The 17,868-nt window shown below is 64.9% G+C and carries 13 protein-coding genes; 5 read left to right on the top strand and 8 right to left on the bottom strand.

From position 1 onward, the window contains the following. Nucleotide 1: 1 nt before the first annotated feature. From EMO90_RS01550 to mraZ, 3 genes are read right to left on the bottom strand one after another with little or no spacing between them, the layout of a single operon-like run. Nucleotides 2-688, bottom strand: a complete 687-nt coding sequence (locus tag EMO90_RS01550; protein ID WP_150354069.1) for a hypothetical protein — start codon at nucleotides 686-688, stop codon at nucleotides 2-4. Next, entirely contained in the window at nucleotides 688-1,803 is a 1,116-nt protein-coding gene (gene rsmH / locus EMO90_RS01545) for a 16S rRNA (cytosine(1402)-N(4))-methyltransferase RsmH (RefSeq protein ID WP_223849749.1), read from the bottom strand. Before rsmH ends, EMO90_RS01550 begins: the two co-directional genes overlap by 1 nt. 14 nt (nucleotides 1,804-1,817) lie before the next feature. Beyond that, on the bottom strand, nucleotides 1,818-2,294 hold the full coding sequence (gene mraZ, locus EMO90_RS01540; protein WP_223849750.1) for a division/cell wall cluster transcriptional repressor MraZ: 477 nt from the start codon (nucleotides 2,292-2,294) through the stop codon (nucleotides 1,818-1,820). A 747-nt stretch (nucleotides 2,295-3,041) separates the two neighbouring features. Between mraZ and EMO90_RS01535 the strand changes: the two genes are divergently transcribed. Then, nucleotides 3,042-5,321, top strand: coding sequence for a HelD family protein (locus tag EMO90_RS01535; protein ID WP_150354070.1), 2,280 nt, complete (start codon nucleotides 3,042-3,044; stop codon nucleotides 5,319-5,321). Between the two features lie 10 nt (nucleotides 5,322-5,331). Then, a complete protein-coding gene (gene serA / locus EMO90_RS01530; protein ID WP_150354071.1) occupies nucleotides 5,332-6,531 on the top strand; it encodes a phosphoglycerate dehydrogenase in 1,200 nt (399 codons plus the stop codon). A 136-nt stretch (nucleotides 6,532-6,667) separates the two neighbouring features. Here the strand turns inward: serA and nrdR are convergent, their stop codons facing one another. Both nrdR and EMO90_RS01520 read right to left on the bottom strand, forming a co-directional pair. After that, nucleotides 6,668-7,111, bottom strand: a complete 444-nt coding sequence (gene nrdR / locus EMO90_RS01525; protein WP_150354102.1) for a transcriptional regulator NrdR — start codon at nucleotides 7,109-7,111, stop codon at nucleotides 6,668-6,670. A gap of 67 nt (nucleotides 7,112-7,178) precedes the next feature. Beyond that, complete coding sequence (locus EMO90_RS01520; protein ID WP_223849751.1) at nucleotides 7,179-7,520, bottom strand: LysM peptidoglycan-binding domain-containing protein; 342 nt, start codon at nucleotides 7,518-7,520, stop codon at nucleotides 7,179-7,181. Nucleotides 7,521-7,674: 154 nt separating this feature from the next. Here EMO90_RS01520 and lexA point away from each other — a divergent pair, with 154 nt between their 5' ends. Next, the gene (gene lexA / locus EMO90_RS01515) at nucleotides 7,675-8,403 is read left to right on the top strand and encodes a transcriptional repressor LexA (RefSeq protein WP_150354072.1); all 729 of its coding nucleotides are present in this window, start codon (nucleotides 7,675-7,677) and stop codon (nucleotides 8,401-8,403) included. A 305-nt stretch (nucleotides 8,404-8,708) separates the two neighbouring features. Here lexA and EMO90_RS01510 read toward each other — a convergent pair whose 3' ends face one another. From EMO90_RS01510 to hflX, 3 genes are all read right to left on the bottom strand, one after another. After that, nucleotides 8,709-9,665, bottom strand: coding sequence for a cation diffusion facilitator family transporter (locus tag EMO90_RS01510; protein ID WP_150354073.1), 957 nt, complete (start codon nucleotides 9,663-9,665; stop codon nucleotides 8,709-8,711). 274 nt (nucleotides 9,666-9,939) lie between these two features. Next, the gene (locus EMO90_RS01505; RefSeq protein WP_150354074.1) at nucleotides 9,940-10,902 is read right to left on the bottom strand and encodes an L-lactate dehydrogenase; all 963 of its coding nucleotides are present in this window, start codon (nucleotides 10,900-10,902) and stop codon (nucleotides 9,940-9,942) included. A gap of 243 nt (nucleotides 10,903-11,145) precedes the next feature. Beyond that, on the bottom strand, nucleotides 11,146-12,639 hold the full coding sequence (gene hflX / locus EMO90_RS01500; RefSeq protein ID WP_150354075.1) for a GTPase HflX: 1,494 nt from the start codon (nucleotides 12,637-12,639) through the stop codon (nucleotides 11,146-11,148). A gap of 433 nt (nucleotides 12,640-13,072) precedes the next feature. Between hflX and EMO90_RS01495 the strand changes: the two genes are divergently transcribed. Together EMO90_RS01495 and EMO90_RS01490 are read left to right on the top strand one after the other, a co-directional pair. Beyond that, complete coding sequence (locus EMO90_RS01495) at nucleotides 13,073-13,636, top strand: class I SAM-dependent methyltransferase (protein ID WP_223849754.1); 564 nt, start codon at nucleotides 13,073-13,075, stop codon at nucleotides 13,634-13,636. Nucleotides 13,637-13,664: 28 nt separating this feature from the next. Continuing rightward, nucleotides 13,665-17,774, top strand: coding sequence for a DUF3418 domain-containing protein (locus tag EMO90_RS01490; protein WP_150354077.1), 4,110 nt, complete (start codon nucleotides 13,665-13,667; stop codon nucleotides 17,772-17,774). Nucleotides 17,775-17,868 lie beyond the last annotated feature (94 nt).

Raw genomic sequence — 17,868 nt, 5'->3', positions numbered from 1 at the left:
GTCACCGTCCTTCCGCGGTGGTGTTGGAGGCGTCGGTGGTTCCATTAGCCGAGCCGGCTGAAGCGGCGGCGTCCGATCCGGCACCGTCCGACGCCGCTGCGCCCGACGACGCAGCATCCGATGCCGCGTCGGATGGCTGGTAGCCTTGCAGGTCGATGGAGATGGAACCGGACTGCGGGACCATTCCCATCTCCTGAGCCTTCTGCGGCAGCTGGGCCTCCAGACGGTTGAGCTCGCTCTCATAGGTCTGTGAGTCCTGCGTGAGCATGGCGATCGACCTGTTGAGCCTGGTCGCCTCGAACGAGTTCTCGATCATCTGCGTGCGCAGGGCCAGCGTGCCCAGCAGCGTGCCCATGAGGAACAGGGCCGCCACCACGGTGGTGATGAACGGCGAACGGCGGTTGAGGACCCAGGAGAGCAGCCGCTGGAAGCCGTCGGTGACGGCCTGCGCATCCAGGGACTTCTTGCGACCCTGGATCACATGCAGTTCCGGGCGCGCGCTGGCGGCGGACTCGGTGCGCGGGCGGCTTTTGGCCGGATTGGCCGCGCTGCGGGCCGAAGCGGCCGCCCTGGCCGTTCCCGCGGTGCGTTGCGAGGATGAGGTGCGCTGCGATGCGGCGGTGCGGGCGGAGCCTGCGGTGCGAGCCGATCCGGACGCCGACCGCGTGCTGCGAAGTGCTGCGGGCATCAGCCCCTCCCTTCCTGAACGAAACGCTTCATCCAACGTGCGGGCAGTTCCCGCGTGAGCTCCACGGCCCTGAGCCTGACGGACGCGGAACGGGGGTTGCGCTCGATCTCCGCGCGATCGGCCTTGACCGCGCCGCGCGTGAGCTCCTTGAAGAACGGCTGGGCATCCGGCGGGATGACCGGCAGGCCCGCCGGCACGTCCGCCGTCAGTCCCCTGGCCATGAAGCGCTTGACCGTGCGGTCCTCCAGCGAGTGGTACGACTCCACCACGATGCGTCCGCCCACATTGAGATGGGAGGCGGCCTGCGGCAGGGTGCGCGCGAGCTTGTCCAGCTCGCCGTTGACCTCGATGCGCAGCGCCTGAAACACGCGCTTGGCAGGGTTGCCGGCCGGACGATGGGCCTGGGGCACCACGGCGTCCACCAGACGATTGAGCTGGCCGGAGGTGGTGAGCGGTTCCGTCTCGCGATCGCGCACGATCCGGTTCGCGATCTGGCGGGCGAACCGCTCCTCACCGTATTCGCGGAAGATGCGGGTCAGATCCTGCGCCGAATAATCGGCCAGTATCGCGGCGGCGGTGACGGCCTGCGTGGCGTCCATGCGCATGTCCAGCGGAGCGTCGTGCGAATAGGAGAAGCCGCGATCGGTCTCGTCGATCTGCAGACTGGACAGGCCCAGATCCATGAACACCGCGTCCGCCTTGGTGTGATGGGCGTCCAGCACATCGGCCAATTCATCGAAGGCCGCGTGGACCGGCGTGAACCGGTCTGCGAATCCGGCCTCGGTGATGCGGCGGGTGGCCAGCGCCAGCGCCTCCGCATCGCGATCGATGCCGATGAGCCGTGCCTCGGGGGCGGCCTTGAGGAAGGCCGTGGAATGGCCCGCCAGCCCCAGGGTGCAGTCGACCACGACCGCGCCGGGATGCATGAGGGCGGGGGTCACCAGATCCACGCAGTCCTCCAGCAGGACGGGAAGATGGATCGCGCTCAGATCGGGCTCGGGGCCGCCGGCCGTCTGGTTATCCGCCTGATCGTTCAGCTGGCTGTTACTGTTCACCTGGCTGTTCGCCTGATCGTTCAAGGTCATGTTCGTTTCGGTCACATTCTGTTCGTTCATCCGCAATCCACCCATCAGAAGTCCATCGCCGGCAATACGTCATCGGCGATGTCGGAATACGCCTCTTCCTTCTCCTTGAGGTATTCCTCCCACGCCGCACGGTTCCACACCTCGGCGCGCGTGCCCACGCCGATCACCACAATGTCGTCCCCCAGATCGGCGTAATCGCGCAGCATCTGCGGCACCAGCACGCGCCCCTGCTTGTCCGGGACCTCGTCGGTGGCGCCGGACAGGAACACACGCAGGTACTCGCGGGCGGCCTTGTTGCCCAGCGACGTGCGCTGGATCTGCGCCGCCACGCGACGGAATTCGCTGATCGGCAGCAGATACACGCAGCGTTCCTGGCCGCGCGCCATGACCAGTCCGGCGCCCAGCTGGGAGCGGAACTTCGCGGGCAGCGCCATGCGGCCCTTGACATCGATCTTCGGCGTGTAGGTGCCCAGCAGGAGCGGGGGCAGCGCGTCGAATGCGTCGTCGAGTTCGTCCGTCACGCCCCACCTCCTTAGGATTTCGATCGATTTGGCGGTTATTCACACCGAAATGGGTACACTGCTCACAACGTTCCCCACTCTACCCCACAGTTCACCAGTTATCCCCACTTTGGGGAGAAAACTACCCTTTTCCTGCACAAGAGCGCGGGCAGCGGGACGGGTTATGCACTGCGTTGCGCACGGAGGCGGCGAGTTGGGGCGGGGAAGACCCAGAGGCGACCTAGGAACGGCATAGGAACGACCTAGGGACGGCCCAGGAACGACGAGGAGCGTTTACTAGGGCGGTTCTAGGGCGTTTCGAGGCCATGTCCTTCCGCCACACCTTCCACCGCCAAACCTTCCGCCCCACGCACGTTTCCGTGTCGCCTCCTCGCGCGAGTTTCCGCCGTTGCCTTCCACAGACCCACAGACCGAAGCCGTCCAAAAACTCTCACGTACGTTTTGGTACGGGCCGATACAATTTGCGCCATCTGCGACCGTCTTAACGTCGTTTCTGTATACGCATATACAGAAACGACCATTTGGTGCCTCTAAACCGTACTTTCTGTATACGCGTATACGGAATATGCGGTTTGCGGCCTGCGTCATCGATGCATCATGTCTTCCAAAGGCCTTCCAAAGGCCCCATGTGTGCAAGTTCACTCAAAATTCAATCTGGGCCGCACGGCAACCGATCGATCCGTAGGGAGGTCGGAGTAGGCTTGTTTTCCTAGTTTTTTGCATTCGTTAGGGAGAGGGAACCCGTTTATGTCCGGTTACGCGGCTCAGTTGAGCGAGGAACAGCAGTCGGTCGATCGCGCCTATGGGCGTCTGGACTCGTTGCGCTCCCAGGCGCGCGAACGTTTGAGCGAGGTGCGCGCGGCCGGCTCCCACGGCTCGCCCACCCAGCGCACCGAGCGCGATTCCTTCGCCACCATGTATGAGGATCGTCTCTCGCAGCTCAGGGCCGTTGAGGATCGTCTGGTCTTCGGACGGCTCGACACGTCCGCCGGCGAGCGCCGGTACATCGGCCGCATCGGCCTGTCCAGCGAGCAGCACGAGCCGATTCTGACCGACTGGCGCGCCGAGGCCGCCCGTCCGTTCTACGAGGCCACCCCCTCGAGTCATGGCGACATTGTGATGCGACGTCATATCACGCTGAGCTTCCGCAAGGTGGTGGGCGTGGAGGACGAGGTGCTCGACGTGCACTCCGATCAGGTGGGCGAGGCGTCCTCGGCCGGAACACTGACCGGCGAAGGCGCGCTGCTGGCGTCGCTGAGCTCCCGCCGCACCGGCAAGATGACCGATATCGTCGCCACCATCCAGGCGGAGCAGGATCGCATCATCCGCACCGATCTGAAGCGCGCCGTGGTGGTGCAGGGCGGTCCCGGCACCGGCAAAACCGCCGTCGCGCTCCACCGCGCCGCCTATCTGCTGTACACCCACCGACGCGCACTCGAGCACTCGGGCGTGCTGGTGGTGGGACCGTCGTCCGCGTTCCTGCACTACATCGACCAGGTGCTGCCGTCTCTGGGCGAGACCGGCGTGGTGAGCCGCACCATCGCCGATCTGATCCCGGATATCGAGGCGAAGTCGACCGACACCCCGCGGGCAGCCCAGCTCAAGGGAGACAAGCGCATGGCCTCCGCCGTCGCCAATGCCGTGGCGTCCCGCGTCCGCATTCCGAAGGATCTGCCGACCGTGCCGGTCAACGGCTTTCAGGTGCCCATGCGCGCCGTGGACATCGAGCAGGCGCAGATGGATGCCAAGCGCACCCGCCAGCCCCACAACAAGGCCCGCGAGACGTTCGTCAAGAGCATGCTGCGCGCGATGACCGCACGCTATGCCGAACAGCTCGACTACACGCCCGAGCAGTCGGAGCTGAGCCGCGTGACCTCGCTGCTGCGCATGAACGACAAGGTGCGCACCACGCTGAACCTCTGCTGGCTGCCGATGAACGCCGAGTGGCTGATCGACAACATGTTCTCCAAGCCCAAGCGGCTCAAGCGCTTCGCCCCGTGGCTCACGGATGACGATGTGGCGGAGCTCACCCGCGAAAAGGGCGCTCCCCTGACCCGTTCGGACATTCCGCTGCTCGACGAGGCCTTCGAACTGCTGGGCCCCGATCCGAAGCTCGCGAACCGCAACGCCGCCGCCGACGCCCAGCGCGCCGCCGAGGAACAGTACGCGCGCGATACGCTGGCGCAGGCCGGCATCGGCTCGGGCATCGTGACCTCGCAGATGCTGATCGATCAGATCAACGGCGTGGACGATGAGACGGCCGCCCAGCGCGCGGCCTCGGACCGCGAGTGGACGTATGGGCACATCGTGGTGGACGAGGCGCAGGAGCTCACGGCCATGGATTGGCGCATGCTGATCCGCCGCTGCCCCTCGCGTTCCTTCACGATCGTTGGCGATGTGGCGCAGACCTCGGCGCTGGGCGGCACACGCCGCTGGGAGAAGACGCTCAACCCCCTGTTCGGCGCGGGCAATTGGGATCTCAACGAGCTGACCATCAACTACCGCAACCCCAAGGAGGTTTCGGAGATGGCGTCCTCGTTCGCCACCGCGGAGGGCCTGTACATCTCCACGGTCAACGCGGTCCGTCAGGTGCCCGGCTCGGTCCAGCGACTGCTTGCCGAGGACGACGACGATCTGATCCGTCGCACGGCCAAGACCACAGCCCGACTGGCCCAGGAGTTCGTCTCCGCCGACGGCACTGGCCGTGTGGCGGTAATCGCCCCGGTTGACCGGCTCCCCGCGCTGCGCCGTGCCGTGTCCAAAGCCATCGTCAGGACTTTGGGCGACAAGAACGCCAAACGTCTCGAAGCACAGGGCACATGGGACCGCCAGGTGGTGGTGTGCGATACCGAAGAGGTCAAGGGACTCGAATACGACGCCGTGGTGGTGGTGCAGCCCGGCGAGATCGAAAACGAGGCCGCATCCCGTCTGGTGGCCGCATCCGACCTGTATGTGGCGATGACCCGACCGACGCAGCGCCTGACCATAGTGCGGACCGAACGCGACGCGGACGACCTTCCCCTCTAAAGTAGGTGCCATGCCTAAAGCTCTACTATTGGAGAATATCCACCCCTTCGCCGCCGAGAGCCTGCGCAATCATGGTTTTGAAGTCGAGACCATGAAGGGCGCCCTCGGCGAGGACGAACTCATCGAAGCTCTTGATGGCGTTGATCTGCTGGGCGTGCGCTCGAAGACCAACGTCACCGCCAAGGTGGTTCAGGCCCGTCCGAGCCTGACCGCCGTGGGCTGCTTCTGCATCGGCACCAACCAGGTTGACCTGACCGCCGCCGGCAAGCAGGGCATTGCCGTCTTCAACGCCCCGTACTCCAACACCCGCTCCGTGGTTGAGCTGGTGATCTGCGACATCATCTGCCTGATGCGTCGCATCCCCGCCCACACCCACCACATCAAGCACGGCACGTGGGACAAGTCCGCCTCCGGCTCGCACGAGGTGCGTGGCAAGACTCTGGGCATCATTGGTTACGGCAACATCGGCTCCCAGCTCTCGGTGCTTGCCGAGGCTCTGGGCATGCGCGTGGTGTTCTACGACCTTGAGGAGAAGCTGGCCCTCGGCAACGCGGTGCGCTGCGAGACCCTTAACGACCTGCTTGAGCAGTCCGATGCCGTGACCCTGCATGTTGACGGCCGCAAGTCCAACACCGGTTTCTTCGGCGAGGACCAGTTCGCACATATGAAGCAGGGTGCCATCTTCATCAACCTCTCCCGTGGCTTTGTGGCCGATCTGGATGCCCTGAAGCGTCACCTCGACTCCGGTCACATCGCCGGCGCAGCCGTGGACGTGTTCCCGGTCGAGCCGAAGAAGAGCGGCGATCCGTTCCAGACGCCTCTGGCTGAAGAGGACAACATGATCCTCACCCCGCACATCGGCGGTTCCACGCTCGAAGCCCAGGAGGCGATCGGCCACTTCGTGTCCCAGCGCCTTGAGGACTATGTCGAAAAGGGTTCCACTTCCCTGTCCGTCAACGTGCCGCAGCTCAATCTGGGTCCGCACACCGGCGTCGCGCGCATCGCGCACCTGCACGAGAACTTGCCCGGCGTGCTCGCCCGCGTGAACCACGTGCTCGGCGATGAGAACATCAACATCTCCGCCCAGTCCCTGGCCACCGAAGGCGAGCTTGGCTATGTGGTCACCGATGTGGCCACCATGCCGAGCGAGGCCACGCTGGATCGTCTGGCCCATCTCGATGGCACGATTCGCATGCGCATTGTGAAGTGACAAGATAACCTACGCACACAGCGTCGGTTTTTCTCCGCTGGCTCTGTCTCCGATTCGATACCGGAGACAGAGCCTCTTGCTATACAAGCCCGTAAACGGCCTTCCAGCTTCCAGCCTTGCGGCTTCCGGCGTTGCTTCAGCGAACCTTGAGTTCTCTTATCGCATTCTCGAAATCAGCAAGGTTGCTGAAGTTCTGGTATACGCTGGCAAATCGCAGATACGCCACCTCATCGAGATCGCGCAACGGCTTCAGTATCGCCCGCCCGACTTCCTCGGAAGGAATCTGGGCAAGACCCCGAGACCGAAGATCCTCTTCAACGCGCTGCCCCAGCAGTTTCAGGTCCTCCTCGCGAATGGGACGACCTTGACATGCCTTTCGCACGCCGGAGATAACCTTGTCGCGGCTGAAGGGCTCCACATTACCGGAGCGCTTGACTACCAGCAACGTGGACGTTTCCATGGTAGTGAAACGTTTGCCGCATTTGGGGCACTCACGACGCCTGCGGATGGCGTGGCCGTCTTCGCTGATACGTGTATCCACGACTTTGGTGTCGGGGTTCTGACAAAAGGGACAATGCATATCCCTACAGTAACCCGTCAACCCTTTCACACGCCACCGGCGGGTTGCGTCCTGACCGAAAAACATGCTAATCATCCCCGGAAGGCACCATAATGCGCTGTCCCACGGAAAGCTGCACCGAATCCAAATGATTCAGCCGCATGAGCTCATCCAAGGTGTCATTGACGTCACCTCCCTCCGGCGTGGCTTGAGCTGCATATTCCCACAATGTGTCCCCTGGGCGAACGGTATAGCTGACCATATCCTCCGTGCCAGCCGCGGAAACCCGCCATGCGGTGGAATTCGCGGCCATCAGCATTCCAGCCAACAGCATCGCAGACATCAGCAGTGCAGCCAACCACTTACGGAGAGGCAATGCCGCAGCCTCCGAGCCAACCATGTTCATAGCAGTCTTGTGTCCCCATACCATCGGACCACTCCTTTCGAACTGATGTGCTATCGAACGTCTGTTTGATTATCGCACATCTGTTCTACGACACGCCCGACACGCTTCGAACAGATGTTTGTTTTTTTTCACCGATCACGCTACACTGGACGAAAGCACAGCACGAAAGGAGATTCCAGTGAGCACGAATCCGTTCGATCCCTCACGCAGTCGCACCCGCAAGACCGAGCGGACACTCACCGACCGTCAGCGAAAGGTGCTGGATGCCATCCGCACCCACATGGACCGATTTGGGTTCGTACCGTCATTCAGGGAAATCGGTGAAGCTGCGGGGCTGAAAAGCCCGTCGTCGGTCAAACATCAGTTGGAGGCCCTGGAAGACAAGGGCTATATCCGCATGAACGCCAATAAGGGCAGGGCCATTGAAATCATCGAGCAACCGGAAGATATGGCGGAAGCACCACGTCTCGCCGCGATCCTGCCTTTTGCCGCCGGCGAGCAGCCCACAGATGGAGAGCCTGCCTCCATTGCACAGTCGCGGGATGTGCCGCTTGTCGGTCGCATCGCCGCCGGCGTGCCGATCACCGCGGAACAGCACGTGGAGGATGTTATGAGGCTGCCCGAGCGACTCACCGGTACAGGCAACCTGTTCATGCTGGAGGTCCACGGCGACTCCATGATCGATGCAGCCATCTGCGACGGCGACTTCGTGGTGGTGCGCGAGCAGCACAATGCAGCCAACGGCGATATCGTTGCCGCATTGCTTGGTGACGAGGCCACTGTAAAGACCTTCCGCAAGGAAAACGGCCACATCTGGCTCATGCCACACAACCCCGCATATTCCCCCATTGACGGCACCCATGCCGAAATCATGGGAAAGGTGGTGACCGTACTGCGCAAAATCTGAGTGCCTAACTACCAACGCCTGTAGCGGCAGACTGTAGCGACTGACCGCCAAAACGGGAAACCGCTACAGCGATCGCTCAGAATCGGCCATCACAACAGCCGTCATGGCAGGCAGCCAGCCGTCACGGCAGGCAGAGATAGCCAGCCATCATGGCGAGCAACCAACCGCCATGGCAGACAGGCAGAAAGCCAGACGTCATGGCGCGCAACCAACCGCCATGGCAAACAGCCTCGCTCCGCGGCAAGCAGCCAACTACCATGGCAGGCTGACCACAAGAATGACGACCGCCACCGTCAATCGAACCGTCAGGAATGTATGGCCTCCTCGGGATTCTTCGCCTCATATCCATCAGGCTCGAGCTGGAACGTGGTGTGCTCGATCGCCACCGGGAAATGCTCGCGCAGGCAATCCTGCAGCTGATGGAGCACCTCGGCAGCCTGCTCCATGGTCAGGCCGCGCTCCACAACCACATGGGCTGTCAACCGCGGCATTCCGGTCGCCACCGTGCTCGCATGGAGATCATGCACGGCCACCACATGCGGCACGCCCTCCAGATGCACACGCACGGCATCGAGATCAAGCCCCTGGGGCGTCTCCTCAAGCAGCACGCGGACGGCGGTGTGCAGCAGTTTGACGGCACGCGGGATCATCAGGATCGCGATCAGGCCACCGGCCACCGCATCGAAGCCACCCCATCCTGTGGACATCATGACCAGCGCGGAGATCACTACCGCCACCGAGCCGAGGGCATCGTTCATCACCTCAAGGAACGCCGCGCGCATATTCATATTGTCCGCATGCTGCGAGGCAAGAATCCCGATCGATCCAAGATTCGCGGCGAGACCGAGGATGCCGAAGAACAGCAGCAGATTCACATCGTGCACGCCATCGGATCGACCGCCAAACAACCGCATGCCGGCTTCCACGAGCGCATATACGCCCACAATGAACAGCACGATCGCCCCTCCGGCCGCCGTGAGCACCTCAAGGCGCGCCCATCCCCATGTACGACTGCTGCTGGGCTTGCGGCGCATCAGAACCGCGGTGATCGTGGATGCGATGAGCACGGACATGTCCGTGAGCATGTGACCGGCATCAACCAGCAGGGCCAGGGATCCGGTGATGGCAGCACCCACAACCTCGGCCACAAACACCGTGCCCGTAAGCCCCAGCGTCATCATCAGCCTGCGCTGATGCCCCGCACCGCCATCTTCCACATTTTTCGCATCCCCCGACATCATCCCGGAATGATCGTGCGCCATGCGCCACCTCGGTTCATCATACCTAATTTCTCAATAACAAAACGTTATTGAGAATAGACCCGATCGACGCAACACGCAAGCACCATTCATCAGACTCCAACAGCTCCACCGAGACAGCCCCGCCGAGACAGCCCTCAAGACAGGCCCCACCCCGGACAGTCCGATACATCCCCACCTAAGCACCCCACCGCAGCGACTCCAGCAACTCCAACCCCAAGTACGAAAAAAGGGTCCCCAAAAGGGGACCCTTCATATGCCAGCGAAACGGAGAGGATCAGAAGCCGAACTTGGCGGCGGTTTCCTTCAGGGTCTCGGCGGAGCGCTTCAGGGCGGCCAGCTCGTGGTCGGACACCGGGGTGTTGATGTGGGTGTTGACGCCCTTGCGGTTCAGCACGGACGGCACGGACATGCACACGTCGGAGATGCCGTGGAAGTCATCCAGCAGCGAGGACACCGGCAGAATGCGGTTGGTGTCGTGCAGGATGGACTCGATGATGTCCACGCCGGACATGGCGATGGCATAGTTGGTCGCGCCCTTGCCCTCGATGATCTTGTAGGCGGCGTTCTTGACCTCCTGGTGGATCTCCTCGCGCTTGGCGGCGTCCAGCGGCTCGCGGCCGGGCAGCGGGGTCCAATCGCACATCGGCACGCCGCCGATGGTGGCGGACGCCCACAGCGGGACCTCGGAATCGCCGTGCTCGCCGGCGATGTAGGCGTGAACGTTCTTAACGTTGACGCCGGTCTGCTGGGCGATCAGGAAGCGCAGACGAGCGGAGTCCAAGTTGGTGCCGGAGCCGAAGATCTGGTTGGCCGGCAGGCCGGAAAGCTTCATGGAGACGTGGGTCACGACGTCAACCGGATTGGTGACGAGCATGTAGATGGCGTTCGGGGCGACCTTCACGAGGTTCGGGATGATGGACTTCATGATGTTGATGGTCGCGCCGGCGAGATCCAGGCGGGACTGGCCGGGCTTCTGGCGGGCGCCGGCGGTGATGACGACCATATCGGCGTCGCGGCAGATCTCAGGATCGTCCGAGCCGTCGATGGAGACGGTCGGATAGAAGCTGGAACCATGCTGCATGTCGAGCACCTCGGCCTCCACGCGCTCCTTGGCGATATCCTCGAGCACGATCTCGCGAGCGACGCCGCGCTGGGCGGCCGCGAAAGCCATGGTGGAACCGACCGCACCCGCACCGATGATGGCGAGCTTCGTGGGCTTGATGGTCGAATTGGACATAGTTAACCTCTCCTTGAAACGACCCGCAAGAGGGCGGGATTGCATTTCACTCGATACACACAATAACCGAGACGGGTGACGAAAAAGCAACTGAGGGCAACACGCACAACACGCATGTTCGCTTGGCTGTTACCGCTCACAATTCTATCGATTACATCGCCCTGCAGGGCACGGGGCCGCCAGACCGCGGCCGCACGCGCAGCCAAGGCGCCGCCGCGCGTCCCCCGCCATCGCGCCACATCCCTATCCGACCGACTGCTCCACCACCTTGGCGGCCATGCGATCGTTCACATCGGCCTCCACGCGCACGCCCTCGGGCAGGTATTCCACGGCGCCCACCTTGCCGTACTCGCGGATCTGGGACAGCAGCGACCCGGCCGTGTACGGCAGGATCGCCTCCACATGCACGTTGGGCGTGGGCAGCAGGGCCTCGATCGCATCGCGCAGCGCGTCGATCCCCTCCCCCGAATACGCGGAGACGATCCGCGCGTCCGGCTCCAGCTGTTCGAGCCGCGAGCGCGTCGCCCCGTCGATCCGGTCCGACTTGTTGAACGCCACGATGCGCGGGATCGATTCCGTGCCGGGGATGTCCGCGAGCACGGCGTTGACCGCGTCGATCTGAGAGAACGGGTCCGGGTGGGATCCGTCCACCACGTGCAGGATGATGTCCGCCTCGGCGACCTCCTCCAGCGTGGACTTGAACGCCTCCACGAGCTGCGTGGGCAGCCGGCGCACGAACCCGACCGTATCCACGTAGGCGTAATAGCGGCCGTCGCGGGCGGTGGCGCGGCGCACGGCCGTATCCAGTGTGGCGAACAGGGCGTTCTCCACCAACTCGGCGGAACCGGTCAGCCGGTTGGTGAGCGACGATTTGCCCGCGTTGGTGTAGCCCACCACGGCCACGGTGGGCAGACCGTAGCGGCGGCGTGACCCGCGCTTGACCTCGCGGGCCGGCGCCATCTCGCGGATCTGCCGCTTGAGACGCGCGATGCGATTGCGGATCACGCGGCGGTCCATCTCGATCTTGGTCTCGCCGGGGCCTCGCGAGCCGATGCCCGCGTCTGCACCGGCAGCGCGACCGCCGGCCTGGCGGGACAGCGAACCACCCCAGCCTCGAAGCCTGGGCAGCATGTACTCGAGCTGCGCGAGCTCCACCTGCGCCTTGCCCTCGCGGCTGGTGGCGTGCTGCGCGAAGATGTCCAGGATCACGGCGGTGCGGTCCACCACCTTGACCTTGGCCACGTCCTCGAGCGCGCGTCGCTGGGAGGGGGCCAGATCGTCGTCCACGATGATCGTGTCAGCCTCGTCCTGCGCCACGATGTCCGCGATCTCGCGCGCCTTGCCGGAGCCCACGTACGTGGCCGCATCCGGCTTGAAGCGGTGCTGCAGCAGACCGTCGCACACCACGGCGCCGGCCGTCTCCGCCAGCGCGGCCAGCTCGCGCAGGGACTCCTCCGCCTTGGCCGACGTGGTGACGGCGCTGGACCACACGCCCACCAGCACCACGCGCTCAAGCCTCACCTTGCGGTATTCGACCTCGGTGACGTCCTTGAGCTCGCCCAGACCGGCCACACGCTTGAGCTCGTTGCGCTGCTGACGCTCCTGCCAGGCCAGATCATGGGTTTCTGCGCCCGAATCCAGCGGCTGGTCGAGCAGGACGTCCGACTGGCTCGCCAGCACGTTGTCGTCCGGTGCAGCATGCTCCTGCGGAAGTGTTGTTTCGATGTCCCCCGACATCGTCCGGTCGTTCAATGCGTCGTCGTTGCTAATCGACTGGTCTTGGCTCAATGGCACCCCTGATACACGATTGGATTGTTGCTTTCCCCATTATTCGCAATTTGCCAGACATTGCGCCGCAGAACGTCCGCGCCGTGGACCGTCCCTGTCACTATCATGGATCCGTACATGTGAACGGGACCCGCAAGGCATGGCGGGCGGAACGACAAGAAAAAACGGAAATAGGTTGGATTCGATGAGCAGGCAGAATGGCGGCGCGCCGCAGAACGTACCGCAGCGACAGAACAAACCCGGACGGCAGAGCGGGGCAAAGCGGAGTCTCCGGAATCAGAAGGACCGGCAGGACCAGAAGGACCAGAGGCAGCCCCGCCCGCCCCGCCAGAAGGCCGCGGACGGCGAGCAGTACTTCAACGCCGCCCCCTCCTCCGAGGACGTGCGCCGCACGCTCAACGTGACGCTGCGCGGCGAGGAGTGCGCGGTGGAGGTATCGAACGGCGTCTTCTCCGGCAATCGCGTGGATCTGGGCACGTCGGTGCTGCTCAAGCAGGCGCCTCAGCCGCCGGCCGAGGGCACGTTCCTGGACGTCGGCTGCGGCTGGGGGCCGATCGCGATCGCCCTCGCCAAGGCGAGCCCGGAAGCCCGGGTGGTGGCGATCGACGTGAACGAGCGCGCGATTGAGCTGACGGCGAAGAACGCAAAGGCCAACGGCTGCGCCAATGTGGAGACGATGGCCGCCGACGCCGTGCCCGCGGACCTCACGTTCGACGTGATCTGGTCCAATCCGCCGATCCGCATCGGCAAGGACGCGCTGCACGATCTGCTCATGGCCTGGCTGCCCCGTCTCAACCCGGGCGGCGAAGCGTATCTGGTGGTGCAGAAGAATCTGGGCGCGGACTCCCTGATCCCCTGGCTGGCGAACGCGCTGGGCGAGGGCTACGCGGTGTCCAAATACCATTCCGCCAAGGGCTACCGCGTGATCGAAGTGGCGAAGGAATAAAGGGAACACAAAGGAACACGACGAAGGAATGAAGTTCGAATACCCCGGCGAACTGCCGGTTTCCGCCGCGCGCGACGACATCGCCAGGGCCGTGCGCGACTCGCAGGTGGTGATCGTCTCCGGCCAGACCGGATCCGGCAAGACCACCCAGATCCCGAAGATCCTCCTGGAGATGGGACGCGGCACGCATGGCCGGCAGATCGTGCACACCCAGCCGAGGCGCATCGCGGCCCGCACGGTGGCCGAACGCATCGCGGCCGAACTGGGCGTGCGTCTGGGCGACGAGGTGGGCTTCCAGGTGCGATTCACCGATGAAAGCTCGCCGAAGACCCGTCTGCGCGTGGTGACGGACGGCATCCTGCTCGCGCAGATCCAGCGCGACCCGAAGCTCAGCCAGTACGACACGATCGTGATCGACGAGGCGCACGAGCGCAGCCTCAACATCGACTTCCTGCTCGGCTATTTCACGGCCCTGCTGCCCAAGCGGCGCGATCTGAAGCTCATCATCACCTCCGCGACCATCGATTCGGTGAAGTTCCAGGAGCACTTCGAGCATGCGCTGAAGTCCAAGGTGCCGGTGATCGAGGTGTCCGGCCGCACGTACCCGGTGCAGGTGGTGTACGAGCCGCTGGGCACCGCGCCGGCTCTGATGCGCGAGGTGCCGGGATTCGCCGTGGGAGCCAGGCCCGGCGACGCCGACTACGAGGAGCTGGCCAGCGCGATCGCCGGCGAGGACGACGCCCGGCCCGGACGCGGCAACCGGTCGCACGCGGATGAGGACGGCATCACCGACATGCCCACCGCCGTGGCCCGCGCCTGCGCCGAGCTGGTCATCCATTCGAGCCACGAGCGCGGCGCCCGGGACATCCTGGTCTTCGCCTCCGGCGAGCGCGACATCCACGACTTCGAGAACGCGCTGCGCCGCCACTACGGCCCGCGAGCCGAGGACATGCGCCGGCCGGATGCGATCGAGATCATGCCGCTGTTCGCGCGCCTGTCCGCCAAGGACCAGCATCGCGTGTTCGAGTCGCACACCCACCAGCGCATCGTGATCGCCACCAACGTGGCGGAGACGTCCCTGACAGTGCCCGGCATCCGCTACGTGGTGGATCCCGGCACCGCGCGCATCTCGCGCTATTCCAAGACCGCGAAGGTGCAGCGCCTGCCGATCGAGCCGATCAGCCAGGCGAGCGCCGACCAGAGGGCCGGCCGATGCGGCCGTATCGCCGACGGCATCGCGATCCGCCTGTACTCGCGCGAGGACTACGAGACCCGCCCACGATTCACCGAGCCGGAGATCCTGCGCACGTCGCTGGGCGCGGTGGTGCTGCACATGCTTTCCGTGGGCGTGGCGCGCACGGCCGAGGACGTGACGCGGTTCGGCTTCATCGACCCGCCGGACATGAAGGCCGTGTCGGACGGCTTCAACGAGCTGACGGAGCTCAAGGCGATCGGACGCAAGCGCGGCGAGGTCACGCTCACGCACATCGGCCGCCAGCTGGCGCGCATCCCGATCGACGTGCGTCTGGGGCGCATGGTGATCGAGGCGGCCAAGTCCACGCCGGACACGCTGGCCGCGGTGCTGGTGATCGTGGCGTTCCTGAGCCTGCAGGACCCGCGCGAGCGCCCGGACGAGAACCGCGACGAGGCCGACCGCATCCACAACCGCTACGCGGACGCGTCGAGCGACTTCCTGACCGCCCTGAACCTGTGGGACCGCGTGTTCCAGGCGGACGGCGAGCCCAGCAATTCCGCGCTGCGCCGCATCTGCAAGACCGAGTACCTGAGCTGGCTGCGCATGCGCCAGTGGCGCGATCTGGTCCATCAGCTCACGGAAATGTGCCACGAGCTGAAGTTCAACGTGGGCGAGCCGCAGCCGGCGTCCCGTCCGGATCTTGCGGCCCGTCAGCTGCCCCTGAACCAGCAGCCGGCGCACAGCATGGTCTGCTCCTGGGACGACCGGGGCATCCACACCGCCATGCTCGCTGGCCTGCTGTCCAATCTGGGCATGCAGGTGGTGCGCGAACCGAAGGCGTCCGATTTCGCCGGGCTCACGGGCGCGGCACGCGCGAGGGCCATCAAGCGCGCCCAGAAGCAGTCGAAGAACGAGTATCAGGGCGCACGCGGCACGCATTTCGCCCTGTTCCCCGCCTCCGCGGTGGCCAAGGCCACCCCGCCGTGGGTGATGAGCACCGAGCTGGTGGAGACCAGCCGTCTGTGGGCCCGCTATTCGGCGGCGATCGACCCGGCGTGGGCCGAGCCGCTGGCCGGCTCCCTCACGCGCACCACGTACGCCGAGCCGCACTGGTCGGGCTCGCGCGGGTCCGCGGTGGCGAGCGCGCGCGTGCTGCTGTATGGTCTGCCGATCGTGCAGGACCGCACGGTGCAGTGGGGCCGCATCAACCCGGCCGAGGCGCGCGATTTCCTGCTGCGCCAGGGCCTGGTGGAGGGCGACATCCAGCAGCGGTTCAGCTACGACGAGTTCGTGGCCCGCAACCGCGACATCCTGGAGGATGCGGCCGAGGACGCGAACCGCACGCGCCAGATGGCCGAGATCGTCAGTGACGAGGACCTGTTCGACTTCTACAACGCCGTGATCCCGGCGGACGTGACGTGCGTGGCGGATCTGGCCAAGTGGTGGAAGACCGAGCATGACGAGCATCCCGACCTGCTCAACTTCGATCCGGACAAGGTGGAGCGTCTGGCTGACGCCGATTCAGTGAGCCTGTCCGACTACCCGGACCACTGGCACACCACCGGCACGGACGGCACGCCGATCGATCTGCGATTAAGCTACGTGTACGATCCTCACGATCCCGCCGACGGCGTGACCGTGCACATCCCCCTCAAGGTGCTCTCGAGGCTCACGCCGGACCAGTTCACATGGAATGTGCCGGGCCTGCTGGACGAGCTGATCGTGGGGCTCATCAAGGCCCTACCCAAGCAACTGCGCGTGCAGTTCGTGCCCGCGCCGGACGCGGCGAGGAAGATCCGCGAGTGGATCGACGGGCGGTACCCGTCCCTGCCCGGCTCCGGGGACATGCGCAAGCCGGCGCTGGCCGGCGCCTCCCCCGTGCCGGATTTCTCACATCTGTTCACGCAGGCGGCCATCGCCACGGTGGGCGCGCAGATCCATCCGGAGGTGCTCAACGCCGAACTGTGGGGCAAGCTCACGCCGTACCTGCGCATGACATTCGCCGTGGAGCAGCAGCTGCCGCAGCCCAAGAACCGCCGGGGCCGCGGCCGTGCGCCGGTGAAGGTGATGGGCCAGGGCAAGGACCTCAAGGCCCTGCAGCGCGAGTTCGCCGCGCAGGCCGAGGCGTCCGCCCGCAGGATGGTGGAGCGCAAGGCCGCCGCCGCGGGCGATCAGGGCAAGCTGGTGGAGCAGGCGAACCTGCTGCACAAGGCCGGCGCCACCACCCTTTCGCGCGCCGAGATGCTGTGGAAGGGCGCGCTGGACGCGCTGCGCCTGCCCTCCGAGCGCGTGTCCTCCCGCTGGCTGGGCGGCGAGGCGCTGATGCTCGCATCGGCCCCGTACAAGTCCACGAAGGCGCTGGTGGAGGACATCCAGCTGGCCGCCGTGAAGCGGCTGCTGCCGGATGTGGACAAGCTGCCGGACGACGACGCGTTGGGCGACGCGGTGCTGGGCGTCACCGAAGTGTTCGAGGACACGGTGTACGCGGTGGCGCGCGATGTGGTCGAGATCCTCAAGCGGTATGCCGAAGTGGACAAGGCGGTCTCCGGACCGGCCGATCTGCCCATGCTTTCGGTGCTGCAGTCGATCCGCGAGCACATCACCACGTTGGTCTACCCCGGGTTCGTGGGGGCCACTCCCCCGTACTCGCTGTGCTACGTGGAGCGATACCTGCGCGCCGATCTGACCCGCCTCACCAAGGCCAAGGCGGACAAGAACCGCGACGTGCGCTGGGCGTGGGAGGCCGACGAGGCCAAGCAGCTGGTGGACAAGGCCATGTCCCGCGCGAAGGCCGAACCGGCCGGACCGCGGCACGAAACGCTGATGAAAACCGCCACCGAGGCCCGCTGGCTGCTCGAGGAATTCTACGTCTCCCTGTGGGCGCAGGAGCTCGGCACCGCCAAGCCCGTGAGCATGCAACGGCTGAGGAAGCTGCTGGGCTAGGCGGCGGACCGGCATTGCGACCGGTGATTTTGCGCGGCAATCCGCTTGGAATCACCGGTTTTCCCAGTCTGCTTGTTCGTGAGTCACGGGCGGA

Origin of the sequence: Bifidobacterium vespertilionis, assembly GCF_008698145.1 — a bacterium.
GTDB classification, from domain to species: Bacteria; Actinomycetota; Actinomycetes; order Actinomycetales; family Bifidobacteriaceae; genus Bifidobacterium; species Bifidobacterium vespertilionis.
The sequence above is the reverse complement of the archived record's forward strand: the minus strand, read 5'-3'. Positions and strand labels throughout refer to the sequence as shown.

What these genes read in the sequence shown, in the direction of transcription:
- EMO90_RS01550 (WP_150354069.1), bottom strand. Translation starts at nt 688, where the DNA reads ATGCCCGCAGCACTTCGCAGCACGCGGTCGGCGTCCGGATCGGCTCGC.
- rsmH (WP_223849749.1), bottom strand. Translation starts at nt 1,803, where the DNA reads ATGAACGAACAGAATGTGACCGAAACGAACATGACCTTGAACGATCAG.
- EMO90_RS01535 (WP_150354070.1), top strand. Translation starts at nt 3,042, where the DNA reads ATGTCCGGTTACGCGGCTCAGTTGAGCGAGGAACAGCAGTCGGTCGAT.
- serA (WP_150354071.1), top strand. Translation starts at nt 5,332, where the DNA reads ATGCCTAAAGCTCTACTATTGGAGAATATCCACCCCTTCGCCGCCGAG.
- nrdR (WP_150354102.1), bottom strand. Translation starts at nt 7,111, where the DNA reads ATGCATTGTCCCTTTTGTCAGAACCCCGACACCAAAGTCGTGGATACA.
- EMO90_RS01520 (WP_223849751.1), bottom strand. Translation starts at nt 7,520, where the DNA reads ATGGTATGGGGACACAAGACTGCTATGAACATGGTTGGCTCGGAGGCT.
- EMO90_RS01510 (WP_150354073.1), bottom strand. Translation starts at nt 9,665, where the DNA reads ATGGCGCACGATCATTCCGGGATGATGTCGGGGGATGCGAAAAATGTG.
- EMO90_RS01505 (WP_150354074.1), bottom strand. Translation starts at nt 10,902, where the DNA reads ATGTCCAATTCGACCATCAAGCCCACGAAGCTCGCCATCATCGGTGCG.
- hflX (WP_150354075.1), bottom strand. Translation starts at nt 12,639, where the DNA reads ATGTCGGGGGACATCGAAACAACACTTCCGCAGGAGCATGCTGCACCG.
- EMO90_RS01490 (WP_150354077.1), top strand. Translation starts at nt 13,665, where the DNA reads ATGAAGTTCGAATACCCCGGCGAACTGCCGGTTTCCGCCGCGCGCGAC.